The sequence below is a fragment of the Paenibacillus sp. 37 genome (assembly GCF_008386395.1).
GTDB lineage: Bacteria > Bacillota > Bacilli > Paenibacillales > Paenibacillaceae > Paenibacillus > Paenibacillus amylolyticus_B.
This window is the reverse complement of sequence record NZ_CP043761.1, coordinates 1,152,869-1,174,928: the sequence shown is the minus strand read 5'-3', so window position 1 is coordinate 1,174,928 and position 22,060 is coordinate 1,152,869. Positions and strand designations below refer to the sequence as shown.

Genomic DNA, 22,060 nt, shown 5'->3' with positions numbered 1-22,060 from the left:
TCCCTACCACAAACCTTCGTTAAATCGCCGCGCGATATAATTTGCACTAAAAATGAGGATAAATGCAACCAGTGATTCGAACAATCCCATCGCTGTTGTCAGGCTGAACTGTGCTCCCTGAAGACCGGTGCGGTAGATATAGGTACTGATGACATCCGCTATCTCATTGACATTGGAATTCTGAAGCATGTACACCTGGTCGAATCCGACCTCCATCACCCGCCCCATCGATAGAATCAGCAGGAGAATAATGGTGGAGCGTATACCCGGAAGGGTGACATGCCAGATCTGGCGCATTTTGCTGGCCCCATCCATCTGTGCAGCCTCGTATTGACTCGGATCAATGGTCGTTAGTGCCGCGAGAAAAATGATGGCATTAAAGCCCATGTCCTTCCAGATCCCTGAGCCAACAAACACCGCAACCCACGAACCCTTGTTGTACATGAACGGATAAGGTGCTCCCGTCCAGGCCTCGACCCAGCGATTTACGATCCCATTTTCCAAAGAGAAAACCGTCATGATCATCATCGCAATGATGACCCAGGAAAAGAAGTGTGGCATATAGACCACCGTCTGCACCGTTCGCTTAAAGGCCATGTTTCGCACTTCATTCAGCATAATGGCCAGAATGATCGGAATGGGAAACCCGATAATGATGCTTAACAAACTGAGGAACAAGGTGTTGCGAATAATCTCCACCGTGCGCGGATCACTGAACAGCGTCTGAAAATGCTGAAAGCCCACCCATGGACTGTTCCACAGCCCATCATAGAAGTTGTAATCCTTAAAGGCCATGACCAGCCCTCCGATGGGTGCATAACGAAAGGTAAGGTAGAACATAATCACCGGAACAAACATCAAGATTAACGGTATATTCATCTTGAATCGTCGAAGCCGCTGCTGCCGAATCCGATGCTTCATTTCACTATCCGGTGGTTGTAATCCAGACGGCGGACCTGCGGTCAGTTCCCCCTTCATATCCATCACTCCTCTCTACTGTTGATGTACTATAGTTGTATTTTAGATAAAAATGTAAGCGTAAACATTTGTTATTTAACGATCCTTTTATAATTTTCTACGCAAAAATAACCCCACATGGTGGGGTTGAACTTGGAAACGAACAGAAATTAGGAGGAGACTTCTCTTTAATTGTGACCCTGCAGCAGTTCAAGGAGGATTGCTACCGGGCACTTTACTTGGCTACTTGCTTGCGATATTCGCGGGGCGATACCCCCGTCATCTGTTTGAATACGGTTGTAAAATAACTGGAGTTATCGAACCCGGTCAGTTCCGCGATATCTGCCATGCTCTGCCGAGTGCTGTGCAGCAGCAGCTTCGCCTTATCAATTCGGCGCTTGCTGACATATTGGCTGAAGCCTTGTCCTGTCTCTTTTTTGAACAAATGGCTCAAGTAGTTGGGTGTCACATGAACATGGGTAGCCACGGCCTGCAACGTGCATGTGCTGGAATAGTTCATTTCAATATACTGTATAACTCGTGTAACGACATGATCCTGCTGTTCCTGAGTTAGCCGCATCAGCATATCCACCCACTCTTCACTCTTGCATCTGGCCCAAGCGATGACTTCAGGTATGGTATGAATCCAGAGCAGTGGATCTGGGGCAGTTGAGTCCATCCCACCGGATTCCTGAGGCTGAAGCTGTTGTACCAGTAAGTCCGTCATGACCTTCATAAGCATATGAATCTCCGCTTTGCCTTGTGACAAGCTCATCCCGGACGCTTCTTCCAGCAACACCTCGATCCGATTCATTATCGATCCGAATTGATGATGGAGCAGCAACAAAGTCAGTTCCTCTCGCAGTCGCTCGGTACGGTCCACCTGGCTGTATTGTTCCCTGATCCGAATGTCGGACTGTTTTCGGCGATATCGTTCATGTGCCTTTTGTAACACCTGACATGCATCATCCAGCGAGAACGGCTTTAACAAAAATTCAATTGCTCCATACCGGATAGCACGCTGTGCATATTCGAACTCACGATAACCTGTCAAAATGATAATCATAATGTCCAGTCCACTCTCGTGTATGCGTTCGGCCAAATCTAGACCATCCATCACAGGCATGTTGATATCCGTAATGATCAGATCGGGTGTGCAGCTGTGTACAGCCTGTATCGCTTCTTCTCCATCGGCCGCTTCCCCGACAACCTCCCAACCGAGGGGGTTATTGCGAACCAGATGAATCAGACCCTGACGAAATAATGCTTCATCATCCACTACGAGCATACGTCCATTCAACAGAACCTACTCCTCTCAGTCACCTGAATTTCCCGGCATAAGTCCTCACCGATCTGATAAGGCAAACGAAGACGTACTAGCGTACCCTTTCCCATAGTCGACTCGATCTGTACACCGTAGGGTTCACCGTGAATCAACTCAATTCTTCGAAGTACACTCCGCATGCCAATGTGCTGACGTTCCTCATCCGCATGTGCCACTGGCGTCATAATGTGTTCAATGACCGATGCGTGCATGCCGCAGCCGTTATCTGAAATTTCAATGATGAGCAGATCTAGCTCTCCTTCATGCCCGTTTTGCCGCGAGCCACGAATCTCCAGATGACGGTTGTTCCTTTTGTCCGAGAAGGCATGAACAAAAACATTCTCCACGATGGGCTGAAGCAACAGTCGGATCACCTGACAGCGAAGCAATTCAGCAGGAACGGCAATTTCAATCGACAAGGCTTCCTGATACCGGGCCTGCTGAATCTGCAGGTAGTGATCTATTTGCTTCATCTCATCCTGCACGGTCGTCAGTTGCTGCACGGGTTCCAGCGTATACTGCAGCATCTCGGACAAGGCAGTGACCAGGCGAGCCGATTTCTCATCGCCAAGCATATAGAACTTCCAGAAAAACATGCTCAGCGTGTTATACAGAAAATGGGGATTAAGCTGGGCCTGAATAGCTTTGAGTTCAGCTTCTTTTTCACTGAGTTCGCGCTCGTACACTTCATGTATAAGCGTATCAATCCGGGAAGCCATTGCATTGAATCGTTCACCGATAAAACCGAGCTCATCCCGTGTCTCGATCCGAACCCGTGTATCGAACTGTCCATCACGCACTCTTTTCATCGCGTTGACCAGACTCGCAAGTGGACGCAACAGTCTGCCGCTAATTATGGTAATGATGAACCAGGAGCATAATATGCTGGCTACCGCAGAGAACACAGCAACTTTGACAATGATCTTTCCCTTGTTCTGAATCTGAGCGAGTGAGACTTTGCTAACCAAGGTGAAGCCCGCTTTGTCAGACGTTTGCTTCGTATACAATTGGGTTGTTCCCTGCTCGTCCCTGATCTCCGTCGCCCCTAGGCTTAGCTCGGTAAGTGGTGGTGGATCCGCATCCTGATTATGAAAGGCATAAAGAAGCTCACCATCTGCGTCAAACAAGTAGACAGCAACTTCCTCATTCAGTCGCAGATCTTTGAGATACGATTCGAACAATGAGGTGTTAAACAGAATTAACATGACGCCATAGGTCTCCAGATCAACAGACCGCATTAATCGTCCCGCCAGAATCCAATTGGATTGTTCCTCCTGCAAGAAAGCATCCGGCCCCAAACGATTCCAACCATATTCGCCGCCCGTTCCTTCCAGTCTATGAACCATCTCTGCCAGATAGGAAGGATCCATCTGTTGAAATGAGCCGGCAAAGGCACCGAGATTAAATATGTTTTCCTTCAGGTCATATATGCGGAGCCCCATGATCTCCGGTGCATCCAGCCTTACCTGATACAACTGATCATCCAGTTCATCTTCCAGCTTCATCTGATCATAGGACGAGATGCCAGAGGTCTGTGCTTTGATGGCATTTTTTACGGAGGGATTCAGTGTGATATAATCGGTGACTTTATACATGTCGTGTACCCTGGAATCCAGACGTGCAAGAATCTGCTCTGCGGTAAGACTATACTGGCGACTGACCTCTTCATTGAACAGATCGATATGGATGCGATAGGTGATCAACCCTGTGATTCCGGAGATTAAGACCGTTGCGGTAGATAAAAACAAGATTAGCTTCGTTTTAAATTTAAAGCGTTTACAAAAGTTCATCCACCACATCTTTCACACACCTCACCTATATTCCGTACATGTCTTTCTCCTAAAAACATATCATACACCTATTGGAAAAAACCAGAAAAACCCTGACCCCGCTTCAATCGGTAGTCAGAGTTTGAAGGCATGTGATCCAGACATGTTACCAGGATGATCCAGATTAACTCTGGATCACGGCATTTTTATTCCCCGTAAATCTCTTTGATCCGTTCATCCTCATTGGTAGACAGCAGAACATTAAGCAACCCCATGGCATTATTGGCATCGGTTCTCGTCGTCTTGTACATCTCGGCAAACGCCGCTTCATCCTGCTCCGGGTCCATCGCAGCAAGCTTGCCCCATGACGTGCGGGCTTTGTCGTATAACGTACTCAACGTAATGTCACGCGGATGCTGTGCAACAGGTGCCATCGATTCAAATTTCGCTGTGACCCTGAAGAAATCCTTGGAATCCTGGAACGATGTACTGCTGTAATCCTTATTTTTCATCGCATCTTCGGTAATTAGCAGCCCTTCACGCGCGATAAACAGCGTTTTCACCATGGCACGCTCCAGATTGGTTGCTTCTCCCCAAGTTATATAAGATTCGTCAGGTGCTTGTACGGTTGTAAAAAAAGGAAAGGCATCATCAATCAACCGCTGCGAATCAGAGTGAATTGGCACCCCTGCATTCATGTCCACAACGGCATCGCTGTAGTTGGCTACATTAATATTTTTGGAACCTTCCTCACTAACCCGACGCACCGGATAATCATTCAGAGGGATACGGATATAACCAAGTTTATCCGCATACTGCTGCTTCAACTCTTCCAGTGTCGAATCCTTTCCAATCTTGCCGTCATCAGCTGAAGAAGATTCTTCTGTAGCTGAACCTGTCTGCTCACTCCCATTCGAACCGGTTGCTGCGGTTTCTGTTACAGCAGCATTCGAGCTGCTTGTTTCTGATGAAGCAACTTCTGTACCGGAAGCAGACTCCGGCGATGACGTCTCTTTCGCTCCGCCACCACAAGCTGTCAGAATCGCTGCCAAACCAAGCATAACTGTGAACGTCTTTATCGTATAATTCCATTTCATGTATAATCTTCCCCTATCCTATGTATATTCCTGAGAACCATTAACCTCTGCTTCAAGACTTGAACACCCGCTTACAAAAATATCCTTTCATATAACATGCTTGATTCACACAATGGACATGCTCTACATTCTATCATAAGTTAAAAATCGGTTGTATACGACGATATACCTGTGTCTAAAGCCTTTTACTACTCGCACATTAACTACCACCGCAACACAAAAACACTGCCGCCCGTATGGACAACAGTGTTCGTGAAGGGTAATTATTTGATCCCTTTAGCCTTCTCCATATGCTCTGACCGAATCTGAGGATCGGTGGAATTGACCGATGATAACAGAGCGTAGATCGCCTGAATATCCTTCTCTTGAAATACGGTTTCGGGAACCTCACTCTCAAGTCGTTCCGTCTTCCGCTGAATCGTTTCCACCAATTCATGATCGTAGATGATCAGTTCATCTGAATTCACGTATCTCACAGCAGGATCAACACTGATACGGCAACGGTTGGTGAAAGTCACCATGGAGACGAGACGCACTCTTTTGTAGTCTCCGAGGTGTGCATGGATGGCTTCCACGTGCGCACGATGCTGCATGAGTGGATTGTACATTTTGACCCGGCTGCTGCTGACCGACCAATTGGCCTCTCTTCTTCCGCCGCGAATCTCACCTGTCGTCAGATTTCGGGTTTCGATCACAAAGATTGCCCGCGGACCGATCACGACATGATCAATCTGCGAATAACCGGAGCGTGACTTCGGATTGGTAACGAGCAGGTCGTTCAGCACTTTATATTGACTTGGAAGACCGATCAGCTGATCTGCTGTACTAGGTTCCTCCGGCTGGCGTGTCCAATCCCCTTCCGCCTTTTTCTTGCGCTTACTACGGACCATACGCGGGGGAATGGTTGTCGTCGATGGTAACGCTGAAGCGGAGGCTGTAATCTGGTTCGCAAGCTCTGGTTGTGTCTTGAACAGAGACAGGATTTTCTTGAACATGGGCAAGCTCCGTTCTATTATAGTGTGGGTTACGGGTGACCATTACAGGAGGAATAACATCCTTTGACACATTCATTATGTAAACTTCTATTACTTATGTCGGATAAAGCGGGGTAAAAATAAAGGGAAAACGATCAAATTCTCTCCAATACGCAAAGTACATATGAACATTTAACCAATTCCGTGACTTTAGACGCATAAACAAACCGCAAAATTGAAAAAAACAGCGCAACCCTTTCCTGAATAGAAAAAGAATACGCTGCTGTTCTCTTGGATGTTAAGCCTGAAGATAATAGGTGTAGAGCACCTGAGTACCCTTCTCTTCCAGACCATTATTCGCTATTTCCTGATACAGGGATTCAGCCAGAGCCAAACCAGGCGTTTTCATGCCCATCGCTTTTGCAGACTCCAGTGCAATTCCCATGTCTTTGATAAAATGTTTCACATAGAATCCAGGCTCATAATCGCCTGCGATCATGCGCGGACCGAGATTGCTGAGCGACCAGCTTCCGGCTGCACCGGTAGCAATGCTCTTCAGCACGGTCTCCGCGTCCAGACCAGACGTCTTGGCATAGGCGAGTGCTTCACACACGCCCATCATGCCAGAGGCAATGGCAATCTGGTTGCACATTTTGGTATGCTGCCCGGCTCCCGCCTTGCCTTGCAGCACAATGTTGGTGCCCATCTGCTCAAACAGCGGACGCACGGCTTCAAAGGCCTCCGAACTACCTCCAACCATAATGGACAGCTTCGCGTTCTGCGCTCCGATATCACCGCCCGATACAGGCGCGTCCAGTGCATGCAGTCCTTTGGCTTCCGCAGCTTCAAAGATTCGTGCAGCCAGTAACGGACTGGATGTTGTCATATCAATCAGATATGACCCTGGTTTGGCATTGGCTACGAGACCATCCTCACCGAGATAAATCTCCTCGACATCCTTCGGATACCCCACCATTGTGATGATGACATCACACGTGGCAGCCAGTTTGCCTGGTGTGTCATGCCATACGGCACCTTCCTTCACCAATGCTTCCGCTTTGGCAGCAGTTCGCGTGTACACATGCAGCAGATATCCCGCTTGCTGGATGTGCCCAGCCATGCTTTTACCCATCACGCCTGTACCAATAAAGCCAACTTTCGTCTCTCCAGGTGCCTTCGTTGTATTTGTCATCGCAGGTTTCCTCCCTATTTCTCTATGCTTCGCTCAGTGCTTGTCTTCGACATTGCTATATCTGTATGTTAAAGCTTTCTGCTTAGTCCGTCCATATCGGTTGCAACTTTCTGTGAAAAAATCTGAAAAAGGAATCAACTTCCTGTATGCTGTACAACCTAACGGAAACTTCCTTCATTGGAAAGGAGGATTCGCATGAGTCGTGAGAAAGGTCAAATTACCATCTGGTTGTCCTTTTCCATCATTTTATTAAGTGCCGGACTGGTCTGCCATGTCTTGTCCATCCCAGCAATTCTCGAAGCAGGCGGCAGAGACGGATGGTTGTCTGTCGTGGCGGCAGGACCTTTTTTCATGTTGTTTCTATGTATGATGTATATCATCATTCGGCGAGTACGCGGACAGCGATTAACAGATTGGATTACGCGAGAATTCGGACCGATTCCTTCCTGGATCTTCCGGATCTCCGCTTCCATTCTACTGTTCACGCTTGGCACACATACGCTGTATGAGACAACTAACTGGACCGTCTCCACATATCTTCAATTCACGCCACCTTACGTTCTGGCTGGTGGCGGAGCACTGGTTGCCGCGTGGGCAGCGGCTAAAGGCATACGCTCCATTGCGATGACTTCCAGTCTGCTGCTGCCATTTGTAATTTTACTTGGTTATTTTGTAATGTCCGCCAATATGAAATACAAAGACTACAGTCTATTGTTCCCGATTATGGAGAACGGCATGGGTCCCGTATGGCGGGGCATGATCTACTCTCTTGCCGGGCTTATGGAAATTTGGATTCTTATGTTGTTCCAACATGAAGTCAAAGGCAAAATTCGTTGGTGGCATGTTTTGATCCTCGGCGTGTTTATGCTCAGTATGGCGATCGGTCCCACGATCGGAGCCATCGTCGAGTTTGGTCCAGAAGAAGCAGCAAAACAACGAAACAGTCCCTATGAACAATGGAAACTTGTGAATATCGGCAAGCTGCTGCAACACGTTGATTTTTTGTCCATCTATCAATGGCTTAGTGGTTCCTTTGCAAGGGTCGCTATATCTATGTATCTCATCGTGGATCTGCTGAATTTCCGCAGACCGAAGAAACGATATATAGCGATTCTCACCATCACCGTCATCATGAGCTTTATGGCGATGCAATGGTGGCGCATTGATTACGTCGACTATTACGTAGATCATATTCAGTTCCCGGTCATGCTGGCCTATGTCTCAATCGTTACCGTGATATTAACCATTGCCGCATTAATCCACAAAAAGGACAAGGAGGCTCCCAAACGTGCCGATCTCAACCCAGCCCAAGAATAATCGTGAAGTTGAACCTTTCCGAATGAACGAGCATAACCTGAACACCTTTTTTGCGGGATCTGATGATGTCATCATCAATAGTCACATGTTCGGAGAACCTCCGATGCAACTCCTTATGACCTATTGCAGCGGTATGGTGGATAGTGAAGCGATCTACGATATTATTCTCCCGGAACTCAAACGAACATATGAAGATACACACTTTATCCGTACATCCGACATTGAAAAATGCATCAGCCTGGATTGGACCCGAATGGATCTGCAAGATCCGGCATTTGGAACTGAACTGATGTCTCTCCGTGTTTTTGAAGGCCATATGTTGATCTGTATACCATCCCTTCAAGCCATGTGGAGTATCGATATCTCCAACATCCCGACAAGAACACCGGAGGAATCGACCACCGAAGTTTCGATCCGCGGGGCAAGAGATGGGTTCATTGAACCCCTTGCCGTCAATGTTGCCTTGATACGCACCCGTCTGCGTACGAACCAACTTGCCTGCAATATCGAACTGATTGGTTCACGTTCTGCAACCAAGGTGGCATTGATGTATATCAAAAATATCGCCAATCCGGAACTGATCGAAGACGTCCAGGATCGGTTGCGTAAGATTGAGATCGAACGAATCTTGACCGCCAATGAACTGGAAGAATTGCTGTCCCCTTCGAAGATTACTTTGTTTCCCGTCACCCATTATACGGGCAGGCCTGACTTTGCTGCAGAATGTCTCCTGAACGGACGTTTTATCCTCATTGTCGACGGCAATCCCAGCGCGATTATTGGGCCAGTCAATCTGTTTCTTTTGCTCAAATCACCGGAAGATGCCAGCTTTCCCTTCTTAGCTGTCAACGTAGGGCGGATGCTGCGCTTTCTTGGCCTGATGATCACCGTGTTCCTGCCTGGCTTCTATATTGCGCTGACCTCATTTCATATGGATCAGATTCCTTTCCCACTGGTTGCCACGATATCGGTAGGACGTATGGGACTGCCAATGGAATCGGGAGTGGAGATGTTTCTCATTATGCTGCTCATGGAGCTGTTCCGAGAGGCGGGGGTACGTCTACCAAGTGCCATCGGCCAGACATTAACTGTGGTTGGAGGTCTGATCATAGGGGATTCCGCCATTCGAGCCGGCATGGTCTCTCCCCTCATGATTGTCATCATCGCAGTTACCGTCGTAGCTGGAGCAACCATTGTGAATCAGGTTATGACCAGTTCTGTGCTGATCCTGCGCTTCCTTTGTTTTGTCCTGGGAGCTTCCCTCGGCATCTTTGGGTTCATCCTGTCGTTGATTCTGTTCCTCATCTACCTGACCGATCTCAAATCATTTGGCATTCCGTATCTCACGCCGTTAACACCGCTTCATTTTAAACAAGCGATAGCTTCATTATTCAAACTGCCAAAAGGGTTGGGTAAACGCAGACCCGTCTATCTTGAGACTCAAGAACCGCGTAAGAAAGGAAACGGAAGATGAAGCGTTTGTTGCGGAGATGTACGTTGGGTCTGTTAAGCCTATCAATGTGTGTGATGACAAGTGGATGCTGGAGTGCCTTTGAGATCCAACAGGTGGACTACGCCAAAGCCTTTGGCATTGATTACAAAGACGGGATGTATCACCTGTATGTACAAACGCTGGATTTTGCCAGTGTCGCCAAAAGTGAAAGTTCAACCAAAAGTGCAGATACGCCACCTGTATGGGTCGGACATGCCGAAGGGAAAACCATGAGTCTGGCGCTGAACGAACTGTTCCGTACAGCTCAATTACACATGGCTTGGGGGCATGTGACAGCCATCGTAATGGCGGAAGGTGTGCTCACCAGCAAACACATCAAAGAAGTGTTCGATATGCTGGGACGGTTCCCAGAATCCCGTTATACGACCTGGGTCTACGGAACCCGCGAACCACTGGAGAAAATTCTAAGTGCAACGTCCATCTATAATATGTCGCCCTTGGATAGCATTCTTCATAATCCGCTCCCGACTTATATGGAAGAATCGTTGTATCCGCCCGTGCTTAGCTTCAAGCTCATTGCAACGCATAATGATCCGGCTACTACGACGTATCTGCCCAGTATTGCATTAAACAACTCCCAATGGGCCGAGAACGAGAAGAAAAAGGATTTATTTCTAATCGAGGGGGCCTTTTTCGAAAAGACAGGCGTTGACTTTGAATACCTTCCACGCAGTCAGCTTCCCGGGTATCACTGGCTGATCAAGGACATGCGACGTGCTCCCTTGCTTGTGCAGAAGGATGGAACGATCTATGGGGCACTCAGTGTAGGTTTACCAAAGATCAAAATCAAGCCTGTCATTCAGGGTGAAGAGGTCAAGTTTAATATTGACGCTCAATACCTAACTGCCCTGTATGAATATCTGGTGCCCACCTCTTATGAGGAGATGATCCAGATTAGTGAAGTGAAGTTGCGAGAGCAGATTATGCAGACCTATCGTCACGGCCTTGAGCGTGGTGTGGATATTTACGGCCTTCAGGAGAAACTGTATCGCAAAAATCCGAAGCTCTGGCGTAAGTTATCAAACAATGGCAGCAAGATGATGCTTACCGAAGACTCGATCCAGGATCTGAAAATCCATCTTACCATCCCGTATACAGGGAAATATAAAAGGAAAGTGTAGTAAACATGAGAACCCCCCCTTGCCCGTCTGGTATGACGGATAAGGGGGGGTTGTATTGATGAAGGATATATTTCGTTTGCAGTTCGGATTAAGCGGACCTAGGACTGCGAAGTTTCCATTCCATCAGCCAGCCTATAAATATGGAGAAAGACAGGCCGAACAACAGGATCGGCACGTTATAAAACAAGGTGTTCGTGTACTGGTTCAGCCAACCAAAACGGTACACGGCCGAATCCGGATCATTCGTAAATCCATTGAGCTGGAGGCGTAGGTTATTGATGGTGTGTAGCTCCCAAGCGACAGACAACACACACAGCAAGAGAGCCGCGAAGGGTACACAGGCATGTATCTTCCCTCCCCAGCGTTGACGCTGATCGTACAACCACCATTTGGATAGAAACATCGTCCAGATACAGAGAATGAGAAAGGTCAGAAGAGATGGAGCTAACACCAGAAGTCCCAGGTTACCGTTACCTGACACCCCTCTACCCGGCTCATGCTGGAAGGTTAACCCCCTTACGACGCCAATCATGAGTACGTTCCAGATGAGGAAGATGAAGTATGGCTTGTTGATTCTTTTTAAGCGACTCATATACTACCTCCTAATCCTTGTACGTCCGCCTATTCTAAATTGATTTTCACTTTTTATAATAATCCATTACCCGCAACCGCGTAGTCAGGATTAAGGTCTGAGGAATGAGTACAAAGACAATATATATAAGTACAATTAACCATAGATGTGCGGCAAAATGTTCTGCGCCGAACGATGGTTTCGGACGTTCAATCCAATACCACCAACACGGGATGGCAATAAACCATGTTAGTCCTGTCGAAACGAACATGTCTTTTACATCGCTCCATAGAAAGCAGAACACAGCGACGAACAAAATAGGACCTGTCCAAGAATCCAATATCGGTCCCCAGCTCTGGAAGACAAAGATAATGGCAGGATACAGAAGATTAATGGTCCAGCGCCATATGTTATTAGTGTAAAGATTCATTAACTTCTCACCTCGTTACATTCCGTTGCAATTGTACTAGCAGAAAAATTAGAATAAAAGTGTCGTTAGAGTTTATCACCAAAAAGGAGAATGAAAGCTTGATCAAAACAAAACTTATGGCTCTATACTTACTTGTTTTTACACTTGCAATCGGAGGATGTTCTAGCCTGTCCACATCAGATAAGCAAAACATTCTTGAAAAAGCTACACCCGTCAGCATCCAATACATTAAGGAGTATTATGACGCAGACTTTGTCATCACGAGTCATGATATCGACGACCCTTCAGTCCATTCCCGCTTGTACCTATATGGTCATGTAACTGGTCACGAGTATGAGCATATTACCGTTTCATATAACTATGACACACGTGAAGTCATCAGTGTGACAGGACCGGGTTGGTTCATCGATAGCCGCAATCCCAAAAAATAAGATCCGGCTACACTGCAATGATACATACAGTTAGCTCGTTATTTTCCTTTGTTCATTATGGGAAAGAAATGAAGAGAAGAAGCATGATTTTGGATATTATTGCTCATACTACCTTCAGGAAATTATTGAAGGAGTGACAGCATGAGGTTAAAAAGTATCATCGCCGTTGGAGCCGTGTTAACCTGCTCATCTCTGTTATGGGGCTGTGGCAATGGCACTGCGAATAATACTTCCCAGCAACAGAATGACACCGTTCGATCGGAGAGTTGGAGCGATCCCAAACGACTGGAAGCTTCCCATTTGGAGGCGCTTGAGCGTATGGAGAAAGATCACATCCACCGAATGGTTTCGCTTAGCGCAAGTACAGATGGAGACAAGGTGATGACCACACTTGAACGGTCGAGTCAAAAGTTGGAGGAAATGAGACCGCTCGCCGAAATGCTCCAGCATGAAGGACATCCAGCATTATTACAGCGAATTCAGGACATGTCCGGAGATATCCAAGGTTCCAAATCCGTCATTGCTGAGATGAAAAATTTGCCTCAGGACGGTAAAATTAAGATCCAGTCTGAGAACTCCGATTCTTTGCATCACATCAGCAGCTTCCGCGATTACCACCAGTATATCCAAGAGAAAATTCAAACTTTGAACAAGAATAATACTGATTTACACTAATTAGTAATAGCTGCTTGCGCAAGTGACTTCAATCGATACAATTGTATGAACGAAGCAACAATAGTTAGGTGGGAAGATTACTTCCTATCTGACTATTTACGTGTGAGCAGATATAGTCAATCACTGTATCCTGCTGCGATTTCTTTGATCCTCTCTGTCCGCTTCCTCCATCTTGCGAATGTATTGCTTCAATTCCTCCTTATGAGCTTCAAGTTCAGTCAGTTTCACAGATGCTCCCTCTACAAAAGACTGCATCTTATAAGTTAACTCCTCTGCCGATCTTCCTACCCAGTCCTGCTGCAACCTCCCATGAATCGAACGCATCTTCTGTTCCTGTTGTACAAGTCGTTGCTGCAATTGTTCGCATTGTTGAACGGCTCTTCGTAAATCCGACAGGGATACGGATATTCTGCCCATGTCCACTTTCCTCCTGTTAATCTATCTATATAAATTCCATTATTATTTTTGCTGATCGGCGATTACGAAATCTTCTCTCTTTCGTTCAATATAATCTGCAATCTCACTTATGGATTCTTGGTACCAACGGTTAATTTGTTGCAAAGTAGCTGTTGCATTATAAGCAATAGGTGTAAAAGACTGACTTTCGCTCGTTGCTATATGGGTCTGGAACATCTGAATAGAAGCTTGTGCATCGTTGGAAAATCCGCTCAAACTCAGTCTCATTTCTCGAGCAGACTGCGCTAATTCTTCCGGTGTTAATTGAATCTTACCGCCACCAGAACTACCTACTCCAGATATAAACGAAGCTACTGCACCAGACATCACATTAGAGAACACAGCCATTGCTTTCTGATGTGCAGTCCATCTTGGAGAAATATCAAGCGTCTCTCCCGTACTCCGATCGATTAACGGGCCAATTAAGTTGCCCTCCTTATCAAACTCATATTGCTTCATGGAGTGGTACCCCTTGCCTTCGTCCTTGGAGAAGGAATCCAATAATCTAACGATATTTCCAATGTACAGCTTATCTAGATCTACATCTATTCCAACGTCATGAACCAACATCGGGGAGCCTGCACCGAGAGGTTGAAAAGGGACCTTTAACTGTAATTGAAACTTCCAGTTCTGATACATTGCATTAGCGGTATCAAAATCCTGTCCCTTGTACACCGTAAGTCCAACGTGCCTGTCATATTCACTTACTCCGCCAGCTCCTACAGAATCACTCGGATGAACCACATTAACCATTTTGTTGTCAAAGTGACCTTCATTCACCTTAGCCAAACTTATATCATCCAGCAGATTCATTACACTTGGAGCACTATACGTCATACCAGATACATCATGACGAGCAGCTACATATTGAGCTAAACCACCGCCAAGAGAATGGCCTGTTAGCGAAATATCTGAATCAGGATAAGCCTTCTGTACAGCCTCATACAATTCTTCAGCTTGATGAAACTGATTGTTTTCCCAACTTGAATTATCCATCATGAGTTTGAATGGACTATTTTTGAAGATATTATGACGCTCTGGGTCGGTTATGGAATCTTCAAGCTTTCTCGTTCTTCCTCCTACGACATCAAAAGCATCTGTCTCCCAATCCGCGAATATATCTGTCAACTTCCCTTCTGGTTCAGTTCCTCGATAACCGATGACAATCTGATCTGTAAGATCATTCTTTAAAACAACTGCGTCGAACCCAGACCTTCTATGCAATCTTGCTCCATCTGGCTCAATCACTTCCAATTAGCCGAATCCAATGTATCAGGGTAATCTCCTTCATTCAAATTAAGATAGGCCAGTTCCGAAATTTCCTTATATGTTTTATCAGTTATATAGGTATCCATAAAAACTCCTCTCTGTTTACTGAACTAAAAAGTTAAAGTATATTTATAAAGTGTTAAGTTCACATATATAGGAGGTTGAAGAATATTTTTAAAAATATTCAATTTGTATCTATTCTACTTATAATCTTAGCCCTTATATTGGGAGGATGTAATTCTATGCCGAATCAAGACAAAATTATTGAAGAAGCAACTCAAGTGGGTCATCAATACTTTATTGATCACTATAATACTGAAGTGGAATTCACTGATCATAAATTTATGCCAAAAGATCTTAGTCACAATATCAGTTTGAGTGGTCATGTTAAAAATAATAAAGAAACCGAAATCACCATCCTCATTGATTATGACACGTTTGAAGTTCAAACAGCCGTTGTACCGAAAGAGTTACTTGACCAAAAAATCAAGTAAGTTCCAACAAGGAGTAGTAGATATGCTTATTATTAAATATCGTACACCTCTAACCCTATTAATATTGATTAGTATAAGTATCACTGTATTTTGCGGTTGCATGTTCAACCAGCAAAAAGAAATTGTACAAAAAGCCGAGATCGCAAGCCTAACTTATTTTAAAGAAACCTATGGAATTGATGTTGAGTTTACAGGCCACAAGTTCATTCCGTCTGACTTGTCTCATACGGTGTCACTGACAGGGTATGTAAAAGGAAATAAGACCCAAGAAATATTCTCAATGGTGGATTATGATACTTATGAAGTCAAAACAGGCTCAGTGCCCGAAGACATCAAACCTCTTAAGTAGTTATAAGAAATATTAACTTTTAAAACTATAGGGCCTTGTACAGATACATGGCTCTTTCATATGTAATAATAGGGATTTCATAGCCTAATCTCATCCTCTTTTTTCCAAAGAAGTAGAATCATTATAGTCCATCTTCTGTTAATCGTGTATACGACATATAAGAAATGAGCACAAAGTCTTTATAAATTTCAGGCATTAAATCATACACATTTTTAGTTATAGGACGTTGTTACCAGAATAATTTCAGCAATTTGCATAAATATGTGAAAGTAATGGTTTATAACTTTGTCAGGCAGCGACGCTCCATATACATCTTTCCACTCGTCACCCCCTCTACACTCATAATGCTAGCTCCTCACTCGAACCAGATACGTGAAATACGAAGCCCTCCTGTTTCATCGATTGGATTACGAGTAGCAGACACAGTAATTCACTGTACACCACCGCAGTCAGCGATCTTTCCTTCACACTTTTCCCTCTTCTCTACAGCTTCATTCCACCCACAACGATACCCAGATGAACATACTAAATAACAAAACCGGCGCAAGTGCTCCTGTAGCTAATATGATCCAAAGTGTCGCGGGCTTTATTCTTTGACAGTATGCATCGATCTTACGCATTCGATCTTTGCGCCAATTGGCGAACCTGAGCTGTTTGATCATCCGATTGAGAATGATTTGCCGCTGCTCTCCCTCTTCGAATTCTTCGATCGCACGCCGTAACTCCTCGTATAATTGAGCCTCTTCCTGCCCAGCCACTGTAGGTGTAATCATCTGATCCTTCCTCCCATGAGAACATTATTGAGATACAACCTCTCACCTAATCGAACCATCATCAATACGCCTGTATTCTAGTCACTACCAACCTAACTAAACCACTACTTAAATAACACATTACTGACCTTAAAAGTTTGAAGTCTTTTCAAAAATGGAATAACCCAAAAAGCCCGGGCATGGCCCGGACTTCCTTGAATTTAACTATAACTATTTATCTGAGTACTGTTTAGCCAGCATCAGGCAATCAACGTATTCAGGCACACCGCACCCTGTGCACGCACATTAACAACAATAATTGGCGTGTCCAACATGTCATGCATCCAGGACATATACTCTTCCACTTTTTCATTCGGAAGGATCGTTAGGATAACCCCTGCGAATCCACCACCATGAATACGACAAGCGCCGTCACCCAGGTTTTGCAGATAATTCTCGGTCAGTGCCAGCGCGATGCCAATCTCTTGCTCCTTCACAGCACCACTCTGATATACATTCTGCAGCCACTTCCATGACGAGTTACCGGATGCGGTAATCAGTTTCAGGAAATCAGCAAAACGTCCATCTCGCAACGCCTGAACCTCACCATCGACACGATTATTTTCCTCCAGGAAATGAAGCGCGCGCAGCACGGCACGATCCCCAGCCGCTTCACGAACCTTCTTGAGATTGGCGTAGATTGCGTCTGCCGTAATTTCCCGAACATACTCACTGCCCAGCGCCTGAGCAACCGCTCTCATCTCATTGGGCACAGCCGCGTAATCTTCCGTCAGATCGGCGTGGTTGCCACCTGTATTCACAATGACCAATGAGTAACCATTCTGTTGGAAATCCCACTGAACTGGCTCGATAACCGGCTGTGCAGGATTTTCAAAATCAATGGCAATCAGTCCGCCGTACGCACAAGCCATCTGATCCAGCAGACCGGAAGGTTTATTCCAATAATGGTTCTCCGCATACTGACCGATTTTGGCCAAGGTCACAACATCCAGTGTTCCATCATTATAGAAGTGATTCAAAATCGTACAGATCAACATCTCGAATGACGCCGAAGAACTCACCCCAGATGCCGAGAACACGTTACTTGACAGGTACGCCTGGAAGCCGCCTACCTTATATCCGAATTCCCCAAATCCCGCAGCCATACCGCGAATCAATGCTGTTGTGCCATCGTCTTCCGTATTTGGCGTGAGGTCCGTGAGATCGATTACATACTTCTTGTCATAGCCTTCTGAGTAAAAGGTAATAACCGACTCCGCAGTTGGTGCTGCCAGTGCAATCGTATCCAGCGTAATGCTGCCCGCCAGCACTTTACCATGGTTATGATCTGTGTGATTGCCGCCAATCTCGCTGCGTCCTGATGCGCTGAACAACTTGCTTCCTTCTTGTGCGCCAAAGTACTCTTCGAACGTGGCGTTCAACTTCGTGTAACGTGCAGTCTGTTCCGCTACTTGTGATTCTCCATACATCTGGGCTAGTAACGATTGGCCCTCCGTGGATTGGATCAGATTCAATGGTTGTGTCGTCATTAATAATCCTCCTATGGATGTGCAGCTTTTATTTTTGGGCTGTTGGTGAACATCGTTGTCGCATCTGTTTCATGCCTTATTCCTCTCCCATTATCTCAGCTTCACAGCGGAAAAGGTAGGGTAGAATTGAAAGTTTGTAAGCGTTTTGTGAAGTTATTTATTGTAAAAATAGGATTGAAATCCATTTTGCAATAACTTACATTGTTATTAAGTGAAAACACATTATTTCCCATTCTTATTGTAGCTATGCTATTCATCTTATTCGTGGAGGGAACGATGAAAATCAAGTCGAACTATACCAAGTTATTCGGTGCATTTTCGCTGACATTTTTGGGTGATGGACTCACGCTTGCTGCGGTTCCTTGGCTCATATCCACACTTACAAGCGATACGCTGTATGCCTCTGTCACCATGACGGCACTTCGTTTACCATGGCTTCTCTTCAGTCTGCCCGTGGGTGTTCTCATCGACCGTTACTCACGCAAACATATGCTGATTGGGGCTGGTTTTACACGAATGATTCTTCTGCTTGCTCTGACGTTATGTATCTGGGGAGGATGGGTGAGCATTCCGATTCTGGCTCTGTTCATGTTCGGGATCGGCCTTAGCCGGGTCGTATTCGACAGTACGGTGCATACGGTCATCCCACAACTTGTAGATGAAAGTAAGTTGGAGAAAGCGAATGGGCAGTTCACCGCAGGACAGTTAATTACAAGTGATATTCTGGGCGTTGCTCTGGGAGGGTTCATCATCACCCTGCATATTGTGTTTCCTTTTGCCATAGACGCTGTAACAGCTGTTATTGCTCTGCTCTTTTTGATCAGTTTGAAGGGAAACTTCTTCCCGGGGGATACCGAAACAACCAAGAAGGAAGTTCGCCCAATGAAGAATTGGAAACGCGAGATGTGGTCCGGTATTCAATATGTCTATCATGATCGTTTTCTGCGTGGTCTAGCCATTCTGTCCGTCACCATTACGCTGATGTATTCGATCATCCTGGCTACTCAGATCTTCTTTGTACGAGATGTGCTTCAGTTGGATGCTTTTGCATTCGGTATGCTCATCTCCATCGCAACCATCGGCAGCATTGTGGGAAGCCAGGCTGTTGCATATATGCGCAAGAAATGGAGTACAAAACAATTAATTATCTCCTCCATTCTGTGCATGGGAATCATCTACGGTGTCGTGGGTCTAACCACAAATGCATATATGGTAGGTGGTCTGTACTTCTGTGCTGCATTTTTCATTATTGTCTACAATGTTACCCGCTCCTCCATCCTGCAACGTTCCGTTCCTAATGAGATGCTAGGCCGGGTCGGAAGTGTGTTTCGCTTTCTGTCCTTTGGCATTAGTGCCATCGGTACGCTTCTCGGCGGATTATTGGTGCGGGTTAGTGAAACGACGTTCGATCGCGTATTCTCGTTGCAACTCCCTTATCTCTTGTTAAGCCTAATCTATATCCTGTCTGCGCTAGTATTCACGATGAAGATGAAGAATCATGCAGAGAGCCAGCAGCGCAACATCAACGCTTGACTGTTACGTTAGGTCATACTTGATAATGATCTCAAGCGAATAAAAAGGAGAGATCAGGTATGAAGATTACCGCGTTACGTTCAGATCTAATCTATGAAGAGATCATCCAGGCTGCACCCGATGAGAAATTGGAGTTATACCGCGAGCGTATGATGGGTCCTTTTATGAACAAATGGAACATTCAACAGATCCCGTTTCGTTCTCATGAGCCTAATGGCTTCGATGTGATCATGATGAATAACTTTATGAATATCGCTCCCGCAGATATCACACCTGAGATTAACGAATCGTTAGCAGCGATCTCGTCTGAAGCATTTTGGCAACAGTGTCATGAAGCTGTTCATACGAGTCTATCCACCTTTATAGAGCACGGGATTGAGCTATCGGTCTCCGAATATCTATATACCATTTTATTGGGTGATAAGAATAGCCCTTCACTGACCATGAACGAAGGTATCAGCGGAGACGGTGGAATCCCCGGTTACATTATTGCGAACCTGATTCCAAATAGATATACTCTACCTCGTATGCAATCCGTGTTAGCCCATGAATGCAATCATAATGTGAGGTACCAATATATCCAGTGGAATCCACAGATTACGCTTGGCGAGATGGTTGTTAGCGAGGGGCTGGCTGAGAGCTTTGCGACATCCCTGTATGGAGAAGAGTTGCTAGGCCCCTGGGTAGCCAAAACGGATATGGAGACTTTGAACAACGTAATCAAACCGAAGATGAAAGACCAGCTGCATGTCACAGGTTTTGATCAAATTAATCCGTATCTATACGGCGATGAACTTGCCACACTGCAAAATTTCACGCCCGTAGGTATGCCCTATGCGGCTGGTTATGCCTGCGGTTATCACTTAATCCAATATTATCTGAACAAAACAGGTACACCGATTACCGAAGCAACCATCACTCCGGCAAGTGTCATCCTTGCTGAAACAAAGGACTTTTGGAATGAAGACACCCTATTTCACCGTTAAAGATATTATTCAGATCACAGGCATCACCAAACGAGCATTACATTATTACGATAAAACGGATCTCCTAAAACCGAGCAAAGTCGAGGACAATGGCTATCGGTATTACGATCAAGAGGCACTCGGGAATCTGCAAATGATTCTGTTGTTCAAAGAAATGAATTTCTCCTTAACAGAAATTGCAGCCATGATGCAGCTTTCGAAAGGTGAACAAAAAGAGATCTTAAGAGAGCACCGCAGTACACTCGTTCAACGCAAACAAAAACTCGAAACCATCATCGACCAGTTGGACGAGTATGTGGATGGGAAGGATATCTCTCACCTTCATCTGTTTGACGGCTCTTCCATCCTGTCCATTCAAGAGCAATATGAATCTGAGGCAAAGTTCATCTACGGAGATACCGAGAAATATCAGGAATTCGAAGCAAATGTGAGCGAGCTGTCTGCGGAAGAGCAAGAAAAAGCCTACCAGCAGTTTTCGGTTAATATGGAGCAGGTATTTCGGGAGTTGGCGAAGCATCAGGATCTGTCCCCTGATTCTGGTGAGGTACAAAAGTTAGTGGGAGAATGGAAGAATTGTCTGGAGCAATTTATGGTCTGTGATGCTGAGATTCTGAGATGTATTGCAGAAGCCTATATGACGGATCGCCGCTATGCGGGTTATTTTGATCAGTTTGGCGATGAGGATTTTTTGAGGTTTTTGCATCAAGCGATTATGGTTCTTATACAATCGGCATCGAACAGATAAGCTTTCGGGTGAAAAGAAGTGCCCATACTTCGCCACAATTTGTTGTATGTAGACATGTGGTATAACATCCTTTCCGCAGTGAGGGCCTTCAGGCTATGCGCCAGAATCTCTCTTTTTGCCAGTATACCATTTGCTATGAGAAGGAATGGGTGGATTTTGTAAAGTAGTTGGGATGGATTGAGGAGATAAAAATAGCCCATGACTACTCCGTATAGGAGTTGAAATAGGCTTATTTTTTTATTAATCCTCAATGGATTGAATCGCATATTCTATATCCTGCTCCATATCCAGATCAGGATACTTCTTTTGTAATTGAAGAAGACAATCTATAAATGCTCGACTTTGAAATTCAGAAGATAGATCTTCAAATATCTCACTCAGCCAATATAAATCTTTTTCTCCACATTGATTTAGAAATGATATGGCACTCTGTTCATTCTCTTTTAGAATGTCTACCATCTCATTCCATATCGTTTGAATAGCAGGATCGTCGGGGTGTAGATCTTTTCTCTTCTTTACTAATGAGATAACTTTTTCACTGTAGTCTACCATGGT

The 22,060-nt window shown here is 45.4% G+C and carries 24 protein-coding genes; 10 read left to right on the top strand and 14 right to left on the bottom strand.

Annotated features, from left to right (window positions below; all coding sequences use genetic code 11):
- Positions 1-3: 3 nt before the first annotated feature.
- From F0220_RS05210 to F0220_RS05185, 6 genes are all read right to left on the bottom strand, one after another.
- Positions 4-921 (bottom strand): ABC transporter permease, encoded by a 918-nt coding sequence (locus F0220_RS05210; protein WP_047844113.1) that lies wholly within the window; start codon positions 919-921, stop codon positions 4-6.
- Positions 922-1,192: 271 nt separating this feature from the next.
- Positions 1,193-2,257 (bottom strand): response regulator transcription factor, encoded by a 1,065-nt coding sequence (locus F0220_RS05205; protein ID WP_149846311.1) that lies wholly within the window; start codon positions 2,255-2,257, stop codon positions 1,193-1,195.
- A complete protein-coding gene (locus F0220_RS05200) occupies positions 2,254-4,029 on the bottom strand; it encodes a cache domain-containing sensor histidine kinase (RefSeq protein WP_188310519.1) in 1,776 nt (591 codons plus the stop codon). Before F0220_RS05200 ends, F0220_RS05205 begins: the two co-directional genes overlap by 4 nt.
- Before the next feature lie 227 nt (positions 4,030-4,256).
- Positions 4,257-5,147: a hypothetical protein gene (locus F0220_RS05195; RefSeq protein ID WP_105600963.1), complete on the bottom strand. Its 891-nt coding sequence runs from the start codon at positions 5,145-5,147 to the stop codon at positions 4,257-4,259.
- 263 nt (positions 5,148-5,410) lie between these two features.
- The gene (locus F0220_RS05190; RefSeq protein ID WP_036606252.1) at positions 5,411-6,142 is read right to left on the bottom strand and encodes a nuclease-related domain-containing protein; all 732 of its coding nucleotides are present in this window, start codon (positions 6,140-6,142) and stop codon (positions 5,411-5,413) included.
- A 277-nt stretch (positions 6,143-6,419) separates the two neighbouring features.
- Entirely contained in the window at positions 6,420-7,313 is an 894-nt protein-coding gene (locus F0220_RS05185) for an NAD(P)-dependent oxidoreductase (protein ID WP_105600964.1), read from the bottom strand.
- A gap of 195 nt (positions 7,314-7,508) precedes the next feature.
- Between F0220_RS05185 and F0220_RS05180 the strand changes: the two genes are divergently transcribed.
- Genes F0220_RS05180 through F0220_RS05170 form a run of 3 tightly spaced genes read left to right on the top strand, consistent with a single transcriptional unit; the run spans position 7,509 to position 11,264 of the window.
- A complete protein-coding gene (locus F0220_RS05180) occupies positions 7,509-8,630 on the top strand; it encodes a GerAB/ArcD/ProY family transporter (RefSeq protein WP_091015818.1) in 1,122 nt (373 codons plus the stop codon).
- Complete coding sequence (locus tag F0220_RS05175; RefSeq protein WP_223199853.1) at positions 8,602-10,104, top strand: spore germination protein; 1,503 nt, start codon at positions 8,602-8,604, stop codon at positions 10,102-10,104. Before F0220_RS05180 ends, F0220_RS05175 begins: the two co-directional genes overlap by 29 nt.
- Entirely contained in the window at positions 10,101-11,264 is a 1,164-nt protein-coding gene (locus tag F0220_RS05170; protein ID WP_105600966.1) for a Ger(x)C family spore germination protein, read from the top strand. The genes F0220_RS05175 and F0220_RS05170 overlap by 4 nt, the downstream gene beginning before the upstream one ends.
- Before the next feature lie 88 nt (positions 11,265-11,352).
- Here F0220_RS05170 and F0220_RS05165 read toward each other — a convergent pair whose 3' ends face one another.
- Together F0220_RS05165 and F0220_RS05160 are read right to left on the bottom strand one after the other, a co-directional pair.
- Positions 11,353-11,856: a hypothetical protein gene (locus F0220_RS05165; protein WP_105600967.1), complete on the bottom strand. Its 504-nt coding sequence runs from the start codon at positions 11,854-11,856 to the stop codon at positions 11,353-11,355.
- 46 nt (positions 11,857-11,902) lie between these two features.
- On the bottom strand, positions 11,903-12,265 hold the full coding sequence (locus F0220_RS05160; RefSeq protein WP_105600969.1) for a hypothetical protein: 363 nt from the start codon (positions 12,263-12,265) through the stop codon (positions 11,903-11,905).
- A gap of 98 nt (positions 12,266-12,363) precedes the next feature.
- On the opposite strand from F0220_RS05160, the gene F0220_RS05155 reads away from it, so the two are divergent.
- Complete coding sequence (locus F0220_RS05155) at positions 12,364-12,696, top strand: hypothetical protein (RefSeq protein WP_223199852.1); 333 nt, start codon at positions 12,364-12,366, stop codon at positions 12,694-12,696.
- 141 nt (positions 12,697-12,837) lie between these two features.
- The gene (locus tag F0220_RS05150; RefSeq protein WP_105600971.1) at positions 12,838-13,371 is read left to right on the top strand and encodes a hypothetical protein; all 534 of its coding nucleotides are present in this window, start codon (positions 12,838-12,840) and stop codon (positions 13,369-13,371) included.
- Between the two features lie 120 nt (positions 13,372-13,491).
- On the opposite strand, the gene F0220_RS05145 is transcribed toward F0220_RS05150, so the two are convergent.
- Together F0220_RS05145 and F0220_RS05140 are read right to left on the bottom strand one after the other, a co-directional pair.
- On the bottom strand, positions 13,492-13,788 hold the full coding sequence (locus tag F0220_RS05145) for a WXG100 family type VII secretion target (RefSeq protein ID WP_105600972.1): 297 nt from the start codon (positions 13,786-13,788) through the stop codon (positions 13,492-13,494).
- Positions 13,789-13,830: 42 nt separating this feature from the next.
- Positions 13,831-15,075 (bottom strand): lipase family protein, encoded by a 1,245-nt coding sequence (locus tag F0220_RS05140; protein WP_105600974.1) that lies wholly within the window; start codon positions 15,073-15,075, stop codon positions 13,831-13,833.
- Positions 15,076-15,338: 263 nt separating this feature from the next.
- On the opposite strand from F0220_RS05140, the gene F0220_RS05135 reads away from it, so the two are divergent.
- Together F0220_RS05135 and F0220_RS05130 are read left to right on the top strand one after the other, a co-directional pair.
- The gene (locus tag F0220_RS05135) at positions 15,339-15,590 is read left to right on the top strand and encodes a hypothetical protein (RefSeq protein ID WP_091015829.1); all 252 of its coding nucleotides are present in this window, start codon (positions 15,339-15,341) and stop codon (positions 15,588-15,590) included.
- A gap of 22 nt (positions 15,591-15,612) precedes the next feature.
- The gene (locus tag F0220_RS05130) at positions 15,613-15,939 is read left to right on the top strand and encodes a hypothetical protein (RefSeq protein WP_091015831.1); all 327 of its coding nucleotides are present in this window, start codon (positions 15,613-15,615) and stop codon (positions 15,937-15,939) included.
- Between the two features lie 339 nt (positions 15,940-16,278).
- Here F0220_RS05130 and F0220_RS33200 read toward each other — a convergent pair whose 3' ends face one another.
- The 3 genes from F0220_RS33200 to F0220_RS05120 all read right to left on the bottom strand — a co-directional run bounded on the left by F0220_RS33200 (position 16,279) and on the right by F0220_RS05120 (position 18,241).
- Positions 16,279-16,407 (bottom strand): hypothetical protein, encoded by a 129-nt coding sequence (locus tag F0220_RS33200; RefSeq protein WP_258170244.1) that lies wholly within the window; start codon positions 16,405-16,407, stop codon positions 16,279-16,281.
- 23 nt (positions 16,408-16,430) lie between these two features.
- Positions 16,431-16,712: a hypothetical protein gene (locus tag F0220_RS05125; RefSeq protein WP_105600975.1), complete on the bottom strand. Its 282-nt coding sequence runs from the start codon at positions 16,710-16,712 to the stop codon at positions 16,431-16,433.
- Positions 16,713-16,951: 239 nt separating this feature from the next.
- Entirely contained in the window at positions 16,952-18,241 is a 1,290-nt protein-coding gene (locus F0220_RS05120; RefSeq protein ID WP_105600977.1) for a galactokinase, read from the bottom strand.
- 276 nt (positions 18,242-18,517) lie between these two features.
- Here F0220_RS05120 and F0220_RS05115 point away from each other — a divergent pair, with 276 nt between their 5' ends.
- The 3 genes from F0220_RS05115 to F0220_RS05105 are packed head-to-tail and all read left to right on the top strand — an operon-like array spanning position 18,518 to position 21,505.
- Positions 18,518-19,774 (top strand): MFS transporter, encoded by a 1,257-nt coding sequence (locus F0220_RS05115; RefSeq protein WP_188310518.1) that lies wholly within the window; start codon positions 18,518-18,520, stop codon positions 19,772-19,774.
- A gap of 59 nt (positions 19,775-19,833) precedes the next feature.
- Positions 19,834-20,760: a DUF2268 domain-containing putative Zn-dependent protease gene (locus F0220_RS05110; protein ID WP_149846308.1), complete on the top strand. Its 927-nt coding sequence runs from the start codon at positions 19,834-19,836 to the stop codon at positions 20,758-20,760.
- Positions 20,735-21,505, top strand: coding sequence for a MerR family transcriptional regulator (locus F0220_RS05105; RefSeq protein ID WP_149846307.1), 771 nt, complete (start codon positions 20,735-20,737; stop codon positions 21,503-21,505). Before F0220_RS05110 ends, F0220_RS05105 begins: the two co-directional genes overlap by 26 nt.
- Before the next feature lie 240 nt (positions 21,506-21,745).
- Here F0220_RS05105 and F0220_RS05100 read toward each other — a convergent pair whose 3' ends face one another.
- Positions 21,746-22,057 (bottom strand): hypothetical protein, encoded by a 312-nt coding sequence (locus F0220_RS05100; protein ID WP_149846306.1) that lies wholly within the window; start codon positions 22,055-22,057, stop codon positions 21,746-21,748.
- Positions 22,058-22,060 lie beyond the last annotated feature (3 nt).